The sequence below is a fragment of the Acinetobacter sp. AR2-3 genome (assembly GCF_001878775.1).
Classification (GTDB): domain Bacteria; phylum Pseudomonadota; class Gammaproteobacteria; order Pseudomonadales; family Moraxellaceae; genus Acinetobacter; species Acinetobacter lwoffii_D.
On sequence record NZ_MJIQ01000072.1, the window covers coordinates 20,911 to 38,233 of the forward strand.

14 protein-coding genes are annotated in these 17,323 nt (G+C 44.9%); 5 read left to right on the forward strand and 9 right to left on the reverse strand.

All coding sequences use genetic code 11. From position 1 onward, the window contains the following. Positions 1-235 precede the first annotated feature (235 nt). Positions 236-1,243: a helix-turn-helix transcriptional regulator gene (locus BFN00_RS13335; RefSeq protein WP_071852095.1), complete on the forward strand. Its 1,008-nt coding sequence runs from the start codon at positions 236-238 to the stop codon at positions 1,241-1,243. A 501-nt stretch (positions 1,244-1,744) separates the two neighbouring features. Further along, positions 1,745-3,415: an FMN-binding glutamate synthase family protein gene (locus tag BFN00_RS13340; protein WP_071852096.1), complete on the forward strand. Its 1,671-nt coding sequence runs from the start codon at positions 1,745-1,747 to the stop codon at positions 3,413-3,415. Positions 3,416-3,483: 68 nt separating this feature from the next. On the opposite strand, the gene BFN00_RS13345 is transcribed toward BFN00_RS13340, so the two are convergent. From BFN00_RS13345 to BFN00_RS13360, 4 genes are read right to left on the reverse strand one after another with little or no spacing between them, the layout of a single operon-like run. Beyond that, a complete protein-coding gene (locus BFN00_RS13345) occupies positions 3,484-4,527 on the reverse strand; it encodes an alpha/beta hydrolase (protein WP_004278806.1) in 1,044 nt (347 codons plus the stop codon). Beyond that, positions 4,527-5,666: a YdcF family protein gene (locus BFN00_RS13350; protein WP_071852097.1), complete on the reverse strand. Its 1,140-nt coding sequence runs from the start codon at positions 5,664-5,666 to the stop codon at positions 4,527-4,529. Before BFN00_RS13350 ends, BFN00_RS13345 begins: the two co-directional genes overlap by 1 nt. Position 5,667: 1 nt before the next feature. Continuing rightward, the gene (murB, locus tag BFN00_RS13355) at positions 5,668-6,708 is read right to left on the reverse strand and encodes a UDP-N-acetylmuramate dehydrogenase (RefSeq protein WP_071852098.1); all 1,041 of its coding nucleotides are present in this window, start codon (positions 6,706-6,708) and stop codon (positions 5,668-5,670) included. 3 nt (positions 6,709-6,711) lie between these two features. Next, the gene (locus BFN00_RS13360) at positions 6,712-7,218 is read right to left on the reverse strand and encodes a low molecular weight protein-tyrosine-phosphatase (protein WP_071852099.1); all 507 of its coding nucleotides are present in this window, start codon (positions 7,216-7,218) and stop codon (positions 6,712-6,714) included. Between the two features lie 120 nt (positions 7,219-7,338). Between BFN00_RS13360 and BFN00_RS13365 the strand changes: the two genes are divergently transcribed. Next, positions 7,339-8,499 (forward strand): iron-containing alcohol dehydrogenase, encoded by a 1,161-nt coding sequence (locus BFN00_RS13365; RefSeq protein WP_071852100.1) that lies wholly within the window; start codon positions 7,339-7,341, stop codon positions 8,497-8,499. 43 nt (positions 8,500-8,542) lie between these two features. Continuing rightward, positions 8,543-8,977 carry an acyl-CoA thioesterase gene (locus BFN00_RS13370; RefSeq protein WP_071852101.1) on the forward strand — a complete coding sequence of 145 codons (435 nt, stop codon included), beginning with the start codon at positions 8,543-8,545 and terminating at the stop codon, positions 8,975-8,977. An 8-nt stretch (positions 8,978-8,985) separates the two neighbouring features. On the opposite strand, the gene dnaX is transcribed toward BFN00_RS13370, so the two are convergent. The 5 genes from dnaX to BFN00_RS13395 form a co-directional block, all read right to left on the reverse strand. Further along, positions 8,986-11,118, reverse strand: a complete 2,133-nt coding sequence (gene dnaX, locus BFN00_RS13375) for a DNA polymerase III subunit gamma/tau (protein WP_071852102.1) — start codon at positions 11,116-11,118, stop codon at positions 8,986-8,988. 133 nt (positions 11,119-11,251) lie between these two features. After that, positions 11,252-11,695: a copper resistance protein NlpE N-terminal domain-containing protein gene (locus tag BFN00_RS13380; RefSeq protein WP_071852103.1), complete on the reverse strand. Its 444-nt coding sequence runs from the start codon at positions 11,693-11,695 to the stop codon at positions 11,252-11,254. 78 nt (positions 11,696-11,773) lie between these two features. Continuing rightward, on the reverse strand, positions 11,774-13,027 hold the full coding sequence (locus tag BFN00_RS13385; protein WP_071852104.1) for a serine hydrolase domain-containing protein: 1,254 nt from the start codon (positions 13,025-13,027) through the stop codon (positions 11,774-11,776). A 71-nt stretch (positions 13,028-13,098) separates the two neighbouring features. Beyond that, positions 13,099-13,953 (reverse strand): MaoC family dehydratase, encoded by an 855-nt coding sequence (locus BFN00_RS13390; protein ID WP_071852105.1) that lies wholly within the window; start codon positions 13,951-13,953, stop codon positions 13,099-13,101. Between the two features lie 165 nt (positions 13,954-14,118). After that, the gene (locus BFN00_RS13395) at positions 14,119-15,510 is read right to left on the reverse strand and encodes a 3-oxoacyl-ACP reductase (protein WP_071852106.1); all 1,392 of its coding nucleotides are present in this window, start codon (positions 15,508-15,510) and stop codon (positions 14,119-14,121) included. 239 nt (positions 15,511-15,749) lie between these two features. Between BFN00_RS13395 and BFN00_RS13400 the strand changes: the two genes are divergently transcribed. Then, positions 15,750-17,267, forward strand: a complete 1,518-nt coding sequence (locus BFN00_RS13400; RefSeq protein WP_071852107.1) for an acetyl-CoA C-acetyltransferase — start codon at positions 15,750-15,752, stop codon at positions 17,265-17,267. Positions 17,268-17,323: the final 56 nt, after the last annotated feature.

The window sequence follows — 17,323 nt, forward strand, 5'->3', positions numbered from 1 at the left end:
CCCCCGTATTATCATCTATTATAATTAAATCAAAGCAATATCCATGCCATGACATCTGTATTCCAATTACCATTAATCTAATAAATGCCCTTTGAACTCAATGCCATTTTCGACCAAGTTGTTTTAGAATTGTAGGACAAATGTTGCACAGAGGGACTTGCGAAAAAATCAGAGTTTTTTTATTGTGTTAAGCTAAGCCTAGATTCCCTCTTCTTTATTGCCAGCAAAATAAATTATGTCAGCACAAGAAAAAGAAACTTCAAACAGTCTGTATCGCCAATGGCAAATTTTGTCGCGTCTTTCTACCGGCAAATGGATGGGAACACGTGAATTACAGGAAATCCTCAATCGCGAAGGCATCGATATCAGTCTGCGTACCATTCAGCGTGACCTGAATCAGATTGCGCAACGCTTTCCCATTGAAAGCAGTAAAACCACACCTCAAGGCTGGCGTTGGCGTTCAGATGCGCCGCTGCAAAGTTTGCCGCATATGACCAGCTCGCAAGCGGTCACTTTCATGATGGTCGAAGAACATTTAAAACATCTGCTGCCACCGAGCCTGATCGAGGAAATGAATCCGTGGTTTGATCTGGCACGACGCAGTCTTTCTTCCCAGAACAATGTCCGGCAATGGATTAACCGCGTACGCATTGTTCCGGCCACCCAACCCCTGATTCCCCCTGTGGTAGATAAGGCCGCGCAGCAAGCAGTGTACGAAGGTCTGTTACAGGACAAACAACTGGAATGTGTGTATCAGGGCCGCGGTCATAATAGCGAAGAAAAGACCTATATTCTCAATCCTCTGGCATTGGTACAAAAAGGGTCAATCATCTATCTGGTGTGTACCCGTCATGACAAATCGGATATCCAGACCTTTGCCCTGCACCGCTTTAAATCGGCTGTCGTGCTGAATTCACGCGCCTTGCATCCGGTCAATTTCGATATTGATGAGTATATTGATTCTGGTGCCTTAGGCTTCCGTGTCGACTTCAACCATCCTACCGAAAATGTCACGCTAAAACTCAGCATGTCAGAGTCGGATGCGCATTACTTTGAGGAAAGCCAGCTCAGCAAAGACCAGAAGATTGAAAAAATGGACAATGGCATGTCGCTGATCACAGCTACCGTGCCATTTACCTCCCAACTGGTCTGGTGGTTACGCAGCTTTGGTAAAAAGATTAAACATATTGAACCGAGTATTGTAGCCAATGCAGTCGCTCAACTGGATGAGGAAAACCCTTAATCACACAGGCTTCATGCAGATTCTTTTATGTATTCCGGAATAAAAAAATCCCCAAATTGGGGACTGGAGAATTATGCTTATCTTTTTATGATTATTGTGGTGATCTGCCGCTGTGCCAAGCTGCTTTTCTTTGACACCCCGAAATGCAGCTTGGATGAAACATCAATATTTAAAAATGACTGAGACATGAGCAAGCCAGCTCAGCATTATTAAAGCGAATAGATTTTTTGGTCATGGTTTAAGACTCCTATGTAGTGAATAAACCAACTATAAAGTCATCCGCCTTACTTGTGAAATAAATAGAATGCATGTCTTTTGCAGATTTTTTCTATAGGACTTTTTCCGAAAAATTTATCTGTAATTGCTGCTGATTCATTGCCTGGCTTAATAGTATTTTCGGCAAGTTTATAAAATCGAATAACAATTCTCTGCTTGTATAAGATACCTCGCTCTGCACATCATAAAGCCCTATAGAAGTAGAAATAGGGACTTAATTTTACAATGGCTAACCCTGCTCAATTAGTACGTCACAAGCTGCTCAATACTTTCTTTTCCCGCCATTCAGTCTGGTTTGCCTGCATTCTGATTGCAGTGATTTTTACCACATTCCATATCGGTTATTCGCCGCGTTATATCTATTATTTTATTCCACAAACCTTAGTGAATACCCTATGGATCCTGAGTATTCTGCTGAGTTTGCTGGGTTTGTATGATGTACTGCAAAATAAGCATTCCATTCTGAAAAATTACCCCATCATGGGACATTTCCGCTTTATCTTTGAAGAATTCCGTCCGGAGATTCGTCAGTATTTTATTGAAGCCGACCGGGATGCACTGCCTTTTTCCCGTATGCAACGCAGTCTGGTGTATCAGCGGGCAAAAAATGAAAATTCAGATAAACCTTTCGGCTCGATTCTGAATGTCTATGAAGATAATTACCGCTTTGTAAGTCATTCCATTACACCCTGTAAAGTTGCCGATCCGCAGACTTTTCGCATCCTGATTGGAAATGAGCAATGTACCCAGCCCTTTTCAGCTTCTATTTTAAATATTTCAGCCATGAGCTTTGGCAGCATGAGTGCCAACGCGATACGAGCCCTTAATCTCGGCGCTCAAAAAGGTGATTTTTTCCATGATACTGGAGAAGGCAGTATCAGTCCCTACCATCTGGAATATGGCGGTGATCTGGTCTGGGAGATTGGCAGCGGTTATTTTGGCTGCCGTACTTTAGATGGACAATTCGATCCGGAACGTTTTGCTGCACAAGCCAAATTACCCCAAGTGAAGATGATTGAAATCAAGCTTTCGCAAGGCGCAAAACCTGGCCACGGCGGTATTTTACCTAAAAGTAAAATTTCGGAAGAAATTGCCCAAATTCGAGGCATCAGCCGTGATCATGATTGTGTTTCACCTTCGAGTCATCCGGCATTTAGCACACCGATTGAAATGATGCATTTCATACAAAAATTACGTGAACTTTCCAACGGAAAACCAGTCGGATTTAAGCTATGTCTGGGCCAACCATGGCAGTTTATGAGCCTGGTCAAAGCCATGTTACATACCCAGATTTATCCAGATTTTATTGTGGTTGATGGCTCTGAAGGTGGAACCGGCGCTGCACCGATTGAATTAATTGACTATGTCGGTGCGCCTTTAAGAGAAGGTTTGCTGTTTGTACACAACACCCTTGTTGGTGCAGGTTTGAGAGATAAGATCAAAATTGGTGCAAGTGGTAAAATAATTAGTGCATTCGATATTGCCAGCACGCTTGCCATTGGTGCGGATTGGGTGAACTCTGCCCGTGGTTTTATGTTTGCAGTGGGCTGTATTCAGGCACAAAGTTGTCATACCAATCAATGCCCTGTCGGAGTCACCACCCAAGACAAAGATCGCCAGAAAGCCTTACATGTGCCGACCAAGGCCGAACGGGTGTTTCATTTTCATAAAAACACCTTACATGCCCTGTCTGAACTAATAGCTTCCGCAGGTCTCAAACACCCTTCCGCTATTAAGGCGCATCATCTGGCACAACGCGTGAATAATCACGAAATAAAGAACTTTGCGCAGATTCATTTTTGGCTCAAAGAAGGTGAATTATTGTCCTGTGAAAATAAGGATGAGGAGAACTTCTACTTCCGGATGTGGAATTTGGCCCAATTAGAAAAATTTTAAATCAATAGCATTAGAACTAAAAAAGGCGTTTTCATAAACGCCTTTTTAAATATTAAATTTTCAATCTATTAATAATAAGTTTTGCTGCCGTGTGCATGCAGAAAGGCAGGAATCAAACCCGTCAATGCAGCACGAATATCAGCACGCTCATTGATTAACTGATGCGAACCCTCTTCTAGCATAAGCAAAGTCTGGAGTCTGAATTTACGTCGGATAAATTCGATATTATAACGCCAGTCCACAGTCTGATCCTGTGCACCCTGTGCTAGCCAGACTGGAATACGACAAGCCGGACGCGCTTCCATTTCCAGCATCCAGCGTGACATCGCTAAAATCCAGTCCATGCCCATCATTCGCGGTTGTAATGGATCTTTAAGCCGGATAAAACGCAGAAACTCCGGATTATGATTATTGCGTCTGAAATGCCGGGGAACTTCACGTTTGATTCGGCTAATAATGCCCAATCCGACCGAATTATGCCACCAGGCAGTTTTGGCGGGACGAATCAATGGTGATAATAGCAAGACCCGCTCAACAAAAGGATTTTCACGACGTTCTGCAAATTCCAGTAAATGGTGCATCCAGATCGCACCGCCGGTACTCTGCCCGATGCCAACCCAAGGTTTCGGTAATTGTGAGGCATGTTGCACATAACGATGTACGGCATGCAAAACCTGCTGATAATGATCAAAATTCTGAATGCTGGCAGGTGAACCATCACTCAGACCATGTCCAGGCAGATCATAGGTCAACACACTAAAACCCTGTTCTAAAAGCTCTTTGACAATCGGCTGATAAATGCCGCTATGTTCCAGATAACCATGCAACAGAAAAGCAGTTCCCTGAATCTTGTCAAAGCGGGTATTTTCCAGATTCGGTTCAAACACCTGTACATGCAACTTGAATAATGGCATCTGTACATAGCCCTGCCAGTGTTTGCAGTCCAGTAAATCAAAACCATAAAGCTTTCGATAGGACTGCAGATCAATCGGCGGTTCATCACTACGATTCAGGTTTAAAGGTGGCAAGAGTTGAGGCGTAACATCCCGACTCGGAATGGGTAAATCCAGCTGTTTCAGAATGGTGGGATTTAAAAATGGGATATCAGACATTATGGCACCTCCCGACAGTCACTGGATCCAAACCACATATCGCGCATGGTCGCCAACATTTCATAATTGGCACGACGACTGTGATCATAATTTTGTGCACTTGGACGCCATCGTGTCAATGGCGTTGGCATCGGCGCTTCTACCGGAATGGTTTGTATGCCATTTAACGCAAATAAACGGCGGGTACGCGGCATATGATAACGATCCGTAATCAGAATCACTGTAGGCGCTCCACCTTTCTTTTGTAATAATAATGAACTGAAACGGGTATTTTCACAGGTGTTCATGCTGCGATCTTCCAGTAATTTGGCATCGACACCATGATTTTTTAACCAGCGCTGCATATACGGCGCTTCGACCCCACTCAAAACAATCGGCAACTGGTAATGTTTCTCTACTGCCAGCGTAGTTTCCAGCCGTAGTCGCGTATAGTTATTGACGATGATCTCTTTGCCTTGGTCATCTAGGGTTAAGCCACCACCCAATACCACAATGGCATAAGGCTGGGAGCTATTCGCCGGTTTAGCCTGCTGTTGCTCTTGTAGTAAAGCCAAGTCCTGCTGGATTTCCTCTCCATCAGTTTCCTGTACCGAACTGGCTTCACCCTGCTCAAGTGGATGCGTCGTCAGAAACTCCATATATTGCTCAATGCGTTCCTTATTTTCACTACTGTCCCACTCCAGTAGTTCCCGGACATTCGCTGTCGGATCGACTGGTTCTGCATCTTCCTGTGAGGACAATAACGGCACTTGAGCGGGCGGACTTTGCTCTGCTTTTTGATCTTGCTGCTCGCGTTGATATTCTTCAATTACTTGCTGCAGGGCTTTATAACGTGCCTGAATCAGCATCAGGTTGGCAGAATTATTTTGCTGGATATCCTGTTCCATGACCTTTAAATAAGCCTGACGGGCAATCCACAAATCAGAGCCAGGTTCCAGATTTTCATGTTCACTGAGCGCTGCCATTTTCTGGCTTTGGGCCGCGACTTCATTTAGCTCTAAGGAGACAAACTGGTTTAAGCCCTTGACGATCATTTTTGAGTAAAAAGGCGTATAAACCAACACCAGTAGACAGCCGCATAGCACAAACAGTCCAGTGACAATTTGTAGCAAACGTACCATCCAATGGGTGTTTTTCATGTTATTCCTCTTCCTGATGAGAACGGATCAAGCCATTTTTATCGAACAATACAGGTTCAGGTTCCAGCATTAGACTAAATTTCTCCCAAACCGATTGCTGTACCGCACGATAAGTTTCACGGACATCTGTGAGAGATGCTTGACCATAATTCACCAACACCAGCGCCTGTTTGTGGAACATGCCGACAGGCCCCAACTGTTTGCCTTTCCAGCCCGCCTGATCAATCAGCCAGCCCGCTGCCAGTTTAACTTGAGCATTGGCTTGCTGGTAATGGGGTAAATTCGGGAAAGATACAGCAATTTGGTCAAAGACCGCCTGATCAACCACCGGATTTTTAAAGAAGCTGCCCACGTTGGGAAATTCTTGCGGATCAGGTAATTTGCTCTGGCGAATCTGGATGACCTGTTGCTGCAGGTTTTCTGCTGTGAGCTGATCACCGACCTCAGTCTTCAGATCACCATAATTCAGTTTCAAATCTGGCTGTTTAAGTAATCTAAAAGTCACATGGGTAATCACATAACGGTTAGGATTATCTTTAAAAATACTATGCCGATAGGCAAACTGGCAATCTGCTGCCTGAATCGAAGCAAACTGTTTCAATTGTCGGTCATAGACCTCAACAGAATCGATGAATTCTCCGACTTCGACACCATAAGCGCCAATATTCTGTACTGGCGATGCACCGACCCGACCCGGAATTAAAGCTAGATTCTGTAGGCCATATAAACTTTGTGCCGTGGTCCAGAGCACGAAGTCATGCCAGCCCTGCCCACCGCCTACACGTAAACGTTGCGATTGATCATTAGCATCCAGCATTTCAATGCCTTGAATATCCATATGCAGAACCAGCGCATCAATCTGCTCCGGCAACAACATATTGCTACCGCCTGACAGGATCAGCACATTGAGTTGCTGCTGTGCCGCAAAATCCAGTGCAGCTAGCAAATCAGCAGTGGACTGAATTTGGGCATAGTGCGAAGCAACTGCTTCTAAATTTAAGGTATTAAAAGGTTTAAGTTGAACCTGAGTTTGAATCTGCATCGCTTAAACCTTATGTAAATTCTGTTTAAAAATTTCAATCCAGGCCTGGCTGCTGGACTCACACTGATCAAGCACCCGCTCAAAGCCATCCGCTTCGCCATAATAGGGATCGGGTAAAGCCTGTTTTGGATAGATCTGGTCATGCTCACTCATCAATGCCACGCGTGCACGTACATGACCAAACTGAGTTTCTGCCAGACGCTGTATGTTCTGGATATTGGATAAATTCTCCAGATCCATCGCCAGAATCAGATCATAATCAATAAAATCATGCGGAATAAGTTGACGTGCGCGAAGTGCTGAAAGATCATAGCCACGTTTTAGTGCATGCTTCTGGCTACGCAAGTCCGGTGCCTTGCCCGGATGATAATTACTGGTCCCGGCAGAGTCGATCACAATGTTCAGTTGCTGTTCATCACAATAATGTCTGAGTACAACTTCTGCCGTGGGAGAGCGGCAAATATTTCCCAAACAAACACATAACACCTTGTATGGCGTTCTGGATGACATAAACAACCTCAGAGCTACTTTATTTTAAGGATTCTTATGTTAAGTTATTTATATACTGATTCCTATCTTACAACCATAGAATAATCTCGTATTTGCAATAAAAAAATCAAGGATATCGCCATGAATCGTTTTCAGTTTCAAACCGTCCCCAATATCATTGCCGGACTAGGCACGATTCAGGAATTATTTAAAATTCTAAAAAATGGCCGCTATCAACGTCTTCTGCTGGTGACTGATCCGGGGATGCTAAAGCAGCAATTACATCTGCCGCTTCTGGATATTATTGAATCTGCAGGTCTGGATTATGTGATTTATGCGGATGTTCAAGCTGATCCACCCGATACCGTGGTGCTTGAAGCGGCGGCTTTTGCAAAACAGGAAAATATTGATGTGGTGCTAGGCTTTGGTGGTGGCAGCTCAATGGATGTGGCCAAACTAATCGCGATTCTGGCACATCCTGAGCAGCATCAGACACTGTCCGATCTGTATGGCGTTGATAATGCTACCGGACCGCGTTTAGCTTTAATTCTGGTACCGACCACGGCTGGAACAGGTTCAGAAGTGACGCCGATTTCGATTGTCACCACAGGTGAAACGACCAAGACCGGCATTGTCGCGCCCATTCTCTATGCAGATGTTGCCATTCTGGATGCAACCTTTACCCAAAATCTTCCAGCACAGATCACTGCCGCCACCGGCATTGATGCTATGGTACATGCCATTGAAGCCTATACCTCAAAACACAAGAAAAACCCTTATTCGGATATGCTGGCCAAACAGGCCTTAAGATTACTGAATGCCAATCTGCAACGTGTACTGCAAGACGGTCATGATTTAGATGCCCGCCAAAATATGCTGGTCGGTTCCATGCTGGCCGGACAAGCCTTTGCCAATGCACCAGTCGCCGCCGTACATGCGCTGGCTTATCCACTGGGTGGACATTTTCATCTCTCGCATGGGCATAGCAATGCACTGGTTCTAACTGAAGTATTAAAGTTTAATGCGCCAGCGGCCAAACAGCTCTATGCGGAATTGATGACCTGGCTGGATCCCCGTAGTAAAGGTTGCCATGATGGCCTGACCGATCTGTTTATTGATCATTTTAATAATCATCTGATGCAAAGCGGTTTAACTCTAAAACTAAATCAGTTGAATGTTCCAGAACATATGCTGCAGGTCATGGCAGAAGATGCAATGCAACAAAGCCGGCTGTTGCAGAATAATCCACGTGAACTCAAGGTGGAGGATGCTTATCAGATTTATCAGGCGATCTATGCCTAGACCAATTTCTACCTAAGCCTGAATAGCTGAGGAATTAATAATAATGAAAGCCACGATCAAACAGCGCGAACACTATACTTTTTTCCTGCCCATTCAAACCCGATGGGCAGACAATGATCTATACGGCCATGTCAACAATGTGACTTATTACAGTTATTTTGATACCGCAGCCAATGCCCTGCTGATTCAGGAGGCTGATTTTGATCCTAAGTACTCCCCGATGATTGGACTGGTCGTCAGCTCCAACTGTCAGTTCAATCAGGAACTGTCTTATCCGGAAATTATTGAAGTGGGCGTGGCCATTGAAAGTATGGGAAATTCATCGCTCAGCTATGATCTGGCTATTTTTAAACGCAACTCGGATACAGCCGCTGCGCAAGGCAATTTTGTTCATGTATTTGTCGATCGTGAGACACGAAAAAGCACCCCGATTCCAGTTGAAATGCGGGATGCTTTATCTCAATTTGTTGTGACTTAAAATCCAGCCTATTTCAGTTGGATATTTTGCAGTTCACCGTCAAACTGCTGTAGCAGATCGCGTACTGCCGGTTCAGCATGTAACAATTCTTCGGCACGTTTAAAGGCACGTTCCTTACGCTGATGCTGCATGATATATGGCGTTAACTGATCCACATTTTCAAATTTCACCTGGAAGTTAGTTTGCGGCCATTGCTGTTGCAAAGCAGCTTCCAGATGATGTTGCAACTGGGTCAACAACTGCTGGTACTGTTCAGGGATATGGAAAACGGATTCGCCATTCATCTGGCCAGTCATGATGCCATATTGCGCCAGTTCCTGTACCGCTGGAGAAAGCTGGCTGTTACGGAACCAGTATTCCCATTTTTCTACGCTCCACTCGCCTTCTAAGGTTTGCTCAGGTATTTTTAAAATATCCTGTGGCATCAGATTCTGCTTATTTACATCTTGGGAAATGTCTTCCGGAAAAGCTATCTCTGCGACTGGCTGAACCGGAGCTGTATTTTCAAGAGCAGGCTGAGCAATCGATTCCTGTGAAAGTTCTAATTCCGGTACAGCAAGACTAAATTCCTCGTCAGCACACATGATGTTTTGTGCTGGCTCGGTAGGAATGACAGCATCTGCAGGAATAAACTCTTCAAGCAGAAAATCATCCGAACTGTTGCTGGTAGCCGGTGCTTCTGGAGTACTCTCGATTTCATCAAAACCAAATAAGCCTTTGTCGTCATTTGGATCAAAAACAATTTGATCACTAGACCGCACTTCTTCAAGCACTGTTTGAGTTGCTACAGGCTGGACAGGTTCAGGTGCATTGATGCTGATTGGCTCTTCTTCATCGAGAAAATCATCCGAAGAAGGCTCAGCCGTTGATGAGGCATCAATCTCCTCATCTGCCCCATCGTCCAGAGAGAAATCATCAAATACCGGTTCTGCCTCCAATGATTGTGTTTCTACGGACTCAGATTGAAGTTGTGTCTGAACGGGCTGCTGTAGGCGTGTTGTACTGGTTGCTGCCTGTTGCGGTGCAGTCTCCTGCATCACTGGAATTTCACTTGGCTGTAAAGGACGGAATGCCAGCAAGCGTAACACCGTCATCTCAAAGCCTTGTTCCTGCGTAACTGCAAGCTGTAAATCGGCACGACCCTTACAAGCAATTTGATAATATAGTTGCAGATCCTGAGCAGAAATCAAACCGGATAATTGCATGATCTTTTGATTGATCTCAGCACTATATTTCAGGCTCAGATCTGGCAGGTACTGCAATAAAGCCAGTTCATGCAACGTCGAAATCAACTGGTCGAGCACCAGTGACACATCCAGAGCTTGCTGACGGAACTGTAGCAATAACTGACTGACATGCGCTTTCTGGTTCTGGTGAATCGCCAGAATCAGGTCATAAATAATGGTCCGGTCAATCAGCCCCAGCATGTCTTTAACATCCTGATGCTGAATCGCTCCCTGACCATAGGCAATTGCCTGATCGGTCAACGACAAGGCATCACGTAATGAACCTTGAGCAGATTCAGCAATCTGCCAGATGGCATCCTGATCAGACTGAATGCTTTCTTTGCTGAGAATATGGCCCAGATGTTCGGTAATTTCATCGACTGCCAATGGACGCAAAGTAAATTGCAGACAGCGAGAAATTACGGTAATCGGCAGTTTTTGCGGATCAGTGGTTGCGAACAGAAATTTGACGTGTTCCGGTGGTTCTTCCAGCGTCTTTAACAGCGCATTAAAAGAATGCGTGGAGAGCATGTGCACTTCATCGATCAGGTAGACCTTGAAACGGCCTTGAGTGGGTGCATAAGGAACATTGTCGAGCAGCTCGCGGGTATCTTCGACCTTGGTACGGGATGCCGCATCGATTTCGATTAAATCAATAAAGCGGCCTTCATTGACTGCGGTACACGTCGGACACACCTCACAAGGGGTCGAAGTAATACCGGTTTCGCAGTTCAAGCACTTCGCCAAAATACGTGCAATCGTGGTTTTTCCGACACCACGTGTTCCTGTAAACAAATAGGCATGATGCAAACGACCACGTTCGAGCGCGCTGGTTAAAGCACGTGATACATGGTTTTGCCCCACCAATTCATTAAAATTACGAGGACGGTATTTTCGCGCAAGTACTTGATACATGTATGCTCCTTTTTACAGGTCTAAGCATACTGTTTTTTTATGAAATAGTGAAATGAATGCCGGTTTATAAAGAATAAAAATCCCTTGATCAAAATCATTGAAAAAGGGATATAAAACAGATGCTTTTTTAAAATTAGATGGATTCAAACAGGATAAAGTCACTTTGCATCTGGTAGCGTTTGCCTGTTTGATCTTCACGAATTTCCAGAACATGCTTTTTCAGATCGACATAGAGCAGATTTCGGGTATCGACATTCAGTAGTTCAATCTTTTGTTGTGATTCATCCTGAAACCGAATCTGCCCGCTCATCGTTTCAATTTCATTATGTCCACTTAAACTTTCACGCTGTAAAGTAAAGGTCTGATCTTCATTCAAGGTCAAGGCCACTGCCATGCCTGGACAATCTTCACAACTTGAAAAACATCCCATACATGGCGTCGTGCCCTGATAACTCCCGACCCAGGCAGGAATCTGAGCTTTGGCTTCCATCACCGTTTTTGCAGCCGGCTGATTCGGATCCTGACATCCGAACAACGCACTGCTTGCGACCAAAGGAATCACCAGCACTTTTTTCATTACTTCACACCATAGCCATGGACTGCGCGACAAAATAGCATATTTGTCTGACGGGCTAAACTCCCAAATCAGGGATATTTAGCGCCAGCCTTTGCGGCCGGTCAGTACCGCATCCGCACAGCGCAAGGTTTCCTGCGTCAGGCCCCAAAGACGGTAATCTCCGGTTAATGAACCTGTCGGGAAATTATGCGTATAGGCAAAACTTAAATTCCGTTCAGGGTCACACCAGGCACCAGAGCCATTAAAGCCCATATGACCAAAACCTTTAGAGGCTTTTCCTAAAGTGAGAACACGGTGGTAACCCAAGCGCCAGTGCATCGGTAAAGGCATGACCCGATCTCTTGTTTTGTATTGCACCTGACTAAGTCGCTGGAATACCTCCTGCGAGATCAGTTGCTGTCCTTGCCATTCACCACGACTGGCCAGCATGGCATAGATTTTTGCCAGACTCTCTGCGGTAAATACTCCATTGGCAGACGGAATAATCGCTTGTAGACCCTGTTCACTAAAGAAACTAAATTTCTTCATGCCTTTGGGAATCATGGCATCCTGAAAATCCTGTGGACTCTGACCACTCCATACCAAGGCTCGTTCCATCAGGCTTGGTTGCCTTGACAAAGTTTTTTTCTCAGTCTGTGTTTGAGACTTGGTTATTTTAGGCTTTAAAATAGGTAAGGCCACCCGAGCTAACTCATGCGTCGGTACGCTAAAATAAGCACCATTTAACTGTAGTGGCTGTACCAGATATTCCTGCATCAGTGCACCCAGTTTTTTACCAGTCGCTTTTTCTAATGCCCCACCCACCTGCCAGCCAAAGGTCAGCGGTTGATAAGCTGCATCGGTTGCAACTCGAAAACGTGGTTCCGCTGCCGCAATCCGGTCTAGCATATGCGACCAGTCGGCCATTTCAGTGGCATCATCAATGATATTACGGATATCAAACAATCCGCTTTGATGACTCAGCATATGCGCCAAAGTAATATTTTCTTTACCCTTTTGTGCAAATTCAGGCCAGTATCCTGCAACCGGTCGATCATAATCCAGATAACCTTGACTCACCAGAATGTGCGCTAATGTCGCTAGCACACCTTTGCCTGTGGAATAGCACAGCGACATGGTATCGGGTTGCCAGTTTTCGGTTAAAGACTTTTTACCGGTATAAATATCGACGACCTTTTGTCCCTCAAAATATACCACCAGCGCCGCACCACCCTGTTCGGTACGTGCATCTTGCAAACGGCTAAACTGACGGGCAAGGTCACTGAAATGCTCATCGACATTGCCCTGATAATTGTACTGATCAGCAAACAGATAATCTTTAATTGGCTGCATCATTCTATCCATAGAATATTGATCCCTTAAAATGAAAAAGCCTAAATCGGGTTTAGGCTTTTGATTCAGATTTAAATCGCTTTAATATGACCGGTGACATGCGGTTTTTGATTCTTACTGTTTCGAATCAGGAAATCTGTATCATTCGCTGCCTGCGCGGTCAGGAACTCAACTTTAGATGGCAAGTACATCGGCAACTTGAACCAGACATCCGCTTCATAAGCATCTGGCAATGACAGATTCGCCAGTGCTTTGGCCTTGCTCCACATGCCATGTGCGATTGCCTGTTTAAAGCCAAAGGCTTTCGCTGTGACTGCATGAATATGGATCAGGTTAAAATCACCTGAGGTCATGGCATAACGGCGACCAGTATTTTCCGAGATGTTCCATTCATTATTGAGTTTGTATTCGGGCGCTTGGCTTTCTGCAGGTTTAGCAGCCGCTTTAGCATTGGTCTTTTGACGTGACAGATAAGTCGTCAATGCTTCAACTACGACCTCACCTCCCACTTTGACTGTAGTAATGAAATCAAACTGAACGCCTTTATCGTGCGACTGCAATTCGCCAAATTTACATGACAGGGTCAAAGTTTCATTCACACCGACTTTACGGTATTGCTTCACTTGGTTACGGATATGTACCAAACCCAAAATCGGAAACGGAAATGCTTCTGAAGTCATCATGTGCATTTGCAGACTTTGTGAAAGTACCGTCAGATAGATTGCTGGAATATAACCATTATTTTTAAAACCACAAACATCGTTATAGGCTTTCAGATGTTTCTGATCGACCTTGAATGAATCCACCACATATTCAACTTGCGGTAGAACTTTTTCAGCTTTCGGCTTTTTAAAAATCAAGCCTTGAATCACTTTTGGATAGGCTAAATAAGGTTTTGGAAGTTGACTAAAATGGCGCGTATTCATACTGAACCTTTAAAATATTTATCTTTATCAAGTTCCCTCTAATGGATAGAGAGGATGAGGAGCAAGTTTCAAACTGTCCTTTTATATTTTTAATCCCTCCCAACCTCCCTTTATTAAAGGGAGGAGTAGTCCCCCTTTCATAAAGGGGGATTTAGGGGAATTCTATTAAGCCCCTAACAGACTTAGACCACATACACGTACCACGTTGCCATTTAAACCTGTTGATGCAGTAGCAGCAAACATTGCAATCGTTTCTGCAACATCGACAGGTAGACCGCCCTGACTCATCGAATTCATACGGCGGCCCGCTTCACGGATCGCAAATGGAATCGCAGCCGTCATCTGAGTCTCGATAAAGCCCGGTGCAACGGCATTAATGGTTATACCATTTTTTAATGTCGGTGCTGTGAATTTTACTACACCTATCACCCCGGCTTTAGATGCTGCATAGTTGGTTTGTCCCAGGTTACCAGCAATGCCTGAAATTGAGGATACACAGATAATACGGCCATTGGCATTTAGACCATCGTTGGAGATCAAGTAATCATTCACACGTTCAATTGCAGATAGGTTGATATTAATCACCAGATCCCATAGCTCAGGCTTCATATTGGCCAAGGTCTTGTCACGGGTAATTCCGGCATTGTGCACAATGATGTCTAAGCCGCCATGCTCAGCTGCCGCTACCTTGATCTTTTCACCTGCATCTGCAGCTGTAATATCAATAGCCAAGGTAGAACCACCAATTTCACCAGCGACCCGATCAAGGTCCGCCTGCTGTTGTGGAACGTCCAGACAGATGACATGTGCCCCATCGCGCGCCAATACATGGGCAATGGCTTCACCAATACCTCGGCTTGCACCTGTCACAACCGCAGTTTTACCCGCTAATGGCTTGGTCCAGTCTACGTCTACTTTTTCAGCTGGTGAAACACGGATCACCTGACCAGAAACATAAGCAGAACGTGGAGAGACCGCAAAACGTAAAGCAGACTCAAGGTTTGCTTCAGCACCGGCATCTACATAGATCAGGTTCGCTGCAATACCCTTTTTAAACTCTTTACCCACAGATTTTACAAAACCTTCCAGTGCGCGTTGAGCAATCGCCTGGCTCACCGATTTTGCTGTTTCAGGTGTCGTACCCACAATTACGACACGACCAGAACTCTGAATCTGACGTGAAATCGGGTTAAAGAAATCATAAAGTGATTTTAACTGTTCTGAATTTTCGATTCCTGAAGCATCAAAAATGACGACCTTGAATTTTGATTCTTTATCGCCCGGGTTAAACGCACCCAGATTCAGCCCGGATGCTGCAGCCGCCTGTTGTAGTTCAACATTGTTACCTGCATAGCTGTTGGCGTGAATATTTGCCAGAACCTGAGCAATAGCACCCGTCAACGGACTTGCCGGTGCTGCACCCAATAATACTGCGCCTTTTACTACTGGCGTAGCAGACTCAAAACGGTCTAAAGAAATTGGGGATGGCAGACCCAAATTTTTAATGACAAATTTACCAATAGGAGATTTTGCAAAAGTTTGGTACTGATCAGTCATGTTATTATCTCTCATATAAATTAATTTTTGGTTGATCTAAAGTTACCCTTAAACTTCAATATGATGCCAGACACATATATTTCAATAGATCCGCCAGATTCCGCCCAATCATACTTGAGATAATAGGCAGATGACTTGACCTAAGCGCAGTCTGTAATGTCATTGTAGTCAATACAGCCTATCCTCTTCTATGCTAATGTAAACACCAAGAAGACGATCTATTTGCCTGGTAAAGCCTTATGAGCAAAACAACTCAAGAAAATCCAGCAGTCGAGAACTCTGCGACAGAAACTGTGTCAAAACCATCAACGCGCGCTAAGCGTAGCACTAAAAATACTGACACAGCCACTGGGACAGAAAAAAGTCCGGCTAAAACCACACGTACACGCAGTACATCTGCACGTACCAAAAAAACGACTTCAAGCCAACAAGATTCAACATCTATAACACAGACTTCTGTTCAACAGGAACCAAACATGAGCCAAAATACAGTTCGCCGCGTTGCGATTATCGGTGGTAACCGCATTCCATTTGCACGTTCTAATGGTGCTTACTTTACGGCATCCAATACTGATATGTTCACAGCAGCCCTGAATGGTCTGGTTGAACGTTTTAACCTTCAAGGTCAACGCTTGGGTGAAGTGGTTGCGGGTGCAGTACTCAAACACAGCCGTGACTTTAATATGACCCGTGAATGCGTATTGAACACTGCCCTTGCACCTGAAACGCCTGCTTATGACATCCAGCAGGCATGTGGTACTGGTCTGCAAGCGGCATTTCTTGTTGCCAACAAGATTGCTTTAGGTCAAATCGAAGTGGGCATTGCAGGTGGTGTAGATACGACTTCTGATGCGCCAATTGCTTTTGGTGATGGTTTACGTAAAGCACTGCTTGAGCTAAACATTGCGAAAACCGCAAAAGACCGTCTAAAAGCATTGACCAAGATCAATGTGAAAGACCTGATGGATGCACCAAAAAATGGTGAACCGCGTACAGGTCTGTCTATGGGTGATCATCAGGCAATTACCACACTGGAATGGGGTATTTCCCGTGAAGCGCAAGATGAACTGGCTGCATCTTCACACCAGAAAATGGCTGCAGCGTATGAAGAAGGTTTCTTTGATGACCTGATTACACCGTTCCTGGGTCTTAAGCGTGACAATAACCTGCGTGCTGACTCAAGCGTTGAAAAACTGGCGAAATTAAAGCCGGCCTTTGGTAAGGGTGATGCCCGTACCATGACAGCAGGTAACTCTACGCCACTGACAGATGGTGCTTCTTGTGTGCTATTGGCTTCTGAAGAATGGGCGAAGGCAAATGGCCATGAAGTGCTGGCTTACCTGACTTTCCAGGAAACTGCCGCAGTTGATTTCGTTGAGAAAAAAGAAGGCTTGTTGATGGCGCCTGCTTATGCAGTGCCACGTATGCTGGAGCGTGCGGGTCTGAAACTGCAAGACTTCGACTATTATGAAATTCATGAGGCTTTTGCATCTCAAGTATTGTCTACGCTGAAAGCTTGGGAAGATCCGAAATTCTGTAAAGAGCGTTTAGGTCTGGATGCACCATTAGGTTCAATTGACCGTGCAAAATTGAACGTAAAAGGCTCTTCACTTGCTGCCGGTCACCCGTTTGCAGCAACTGGCGGTCGTATCATTGCGACAGCAGCAAAACTGATTAACCAGAAAGGTTCAGGCCGCGTACTGGTGTCGATCTGTGCAGCCGGTGGTCAAGGTGTAACGGCGATTATTGAAAAATAATCCGTTGACCGATCTAATTAAAAAGCCCCTCAAATGAGGTAATGCCAGTCAGTTAA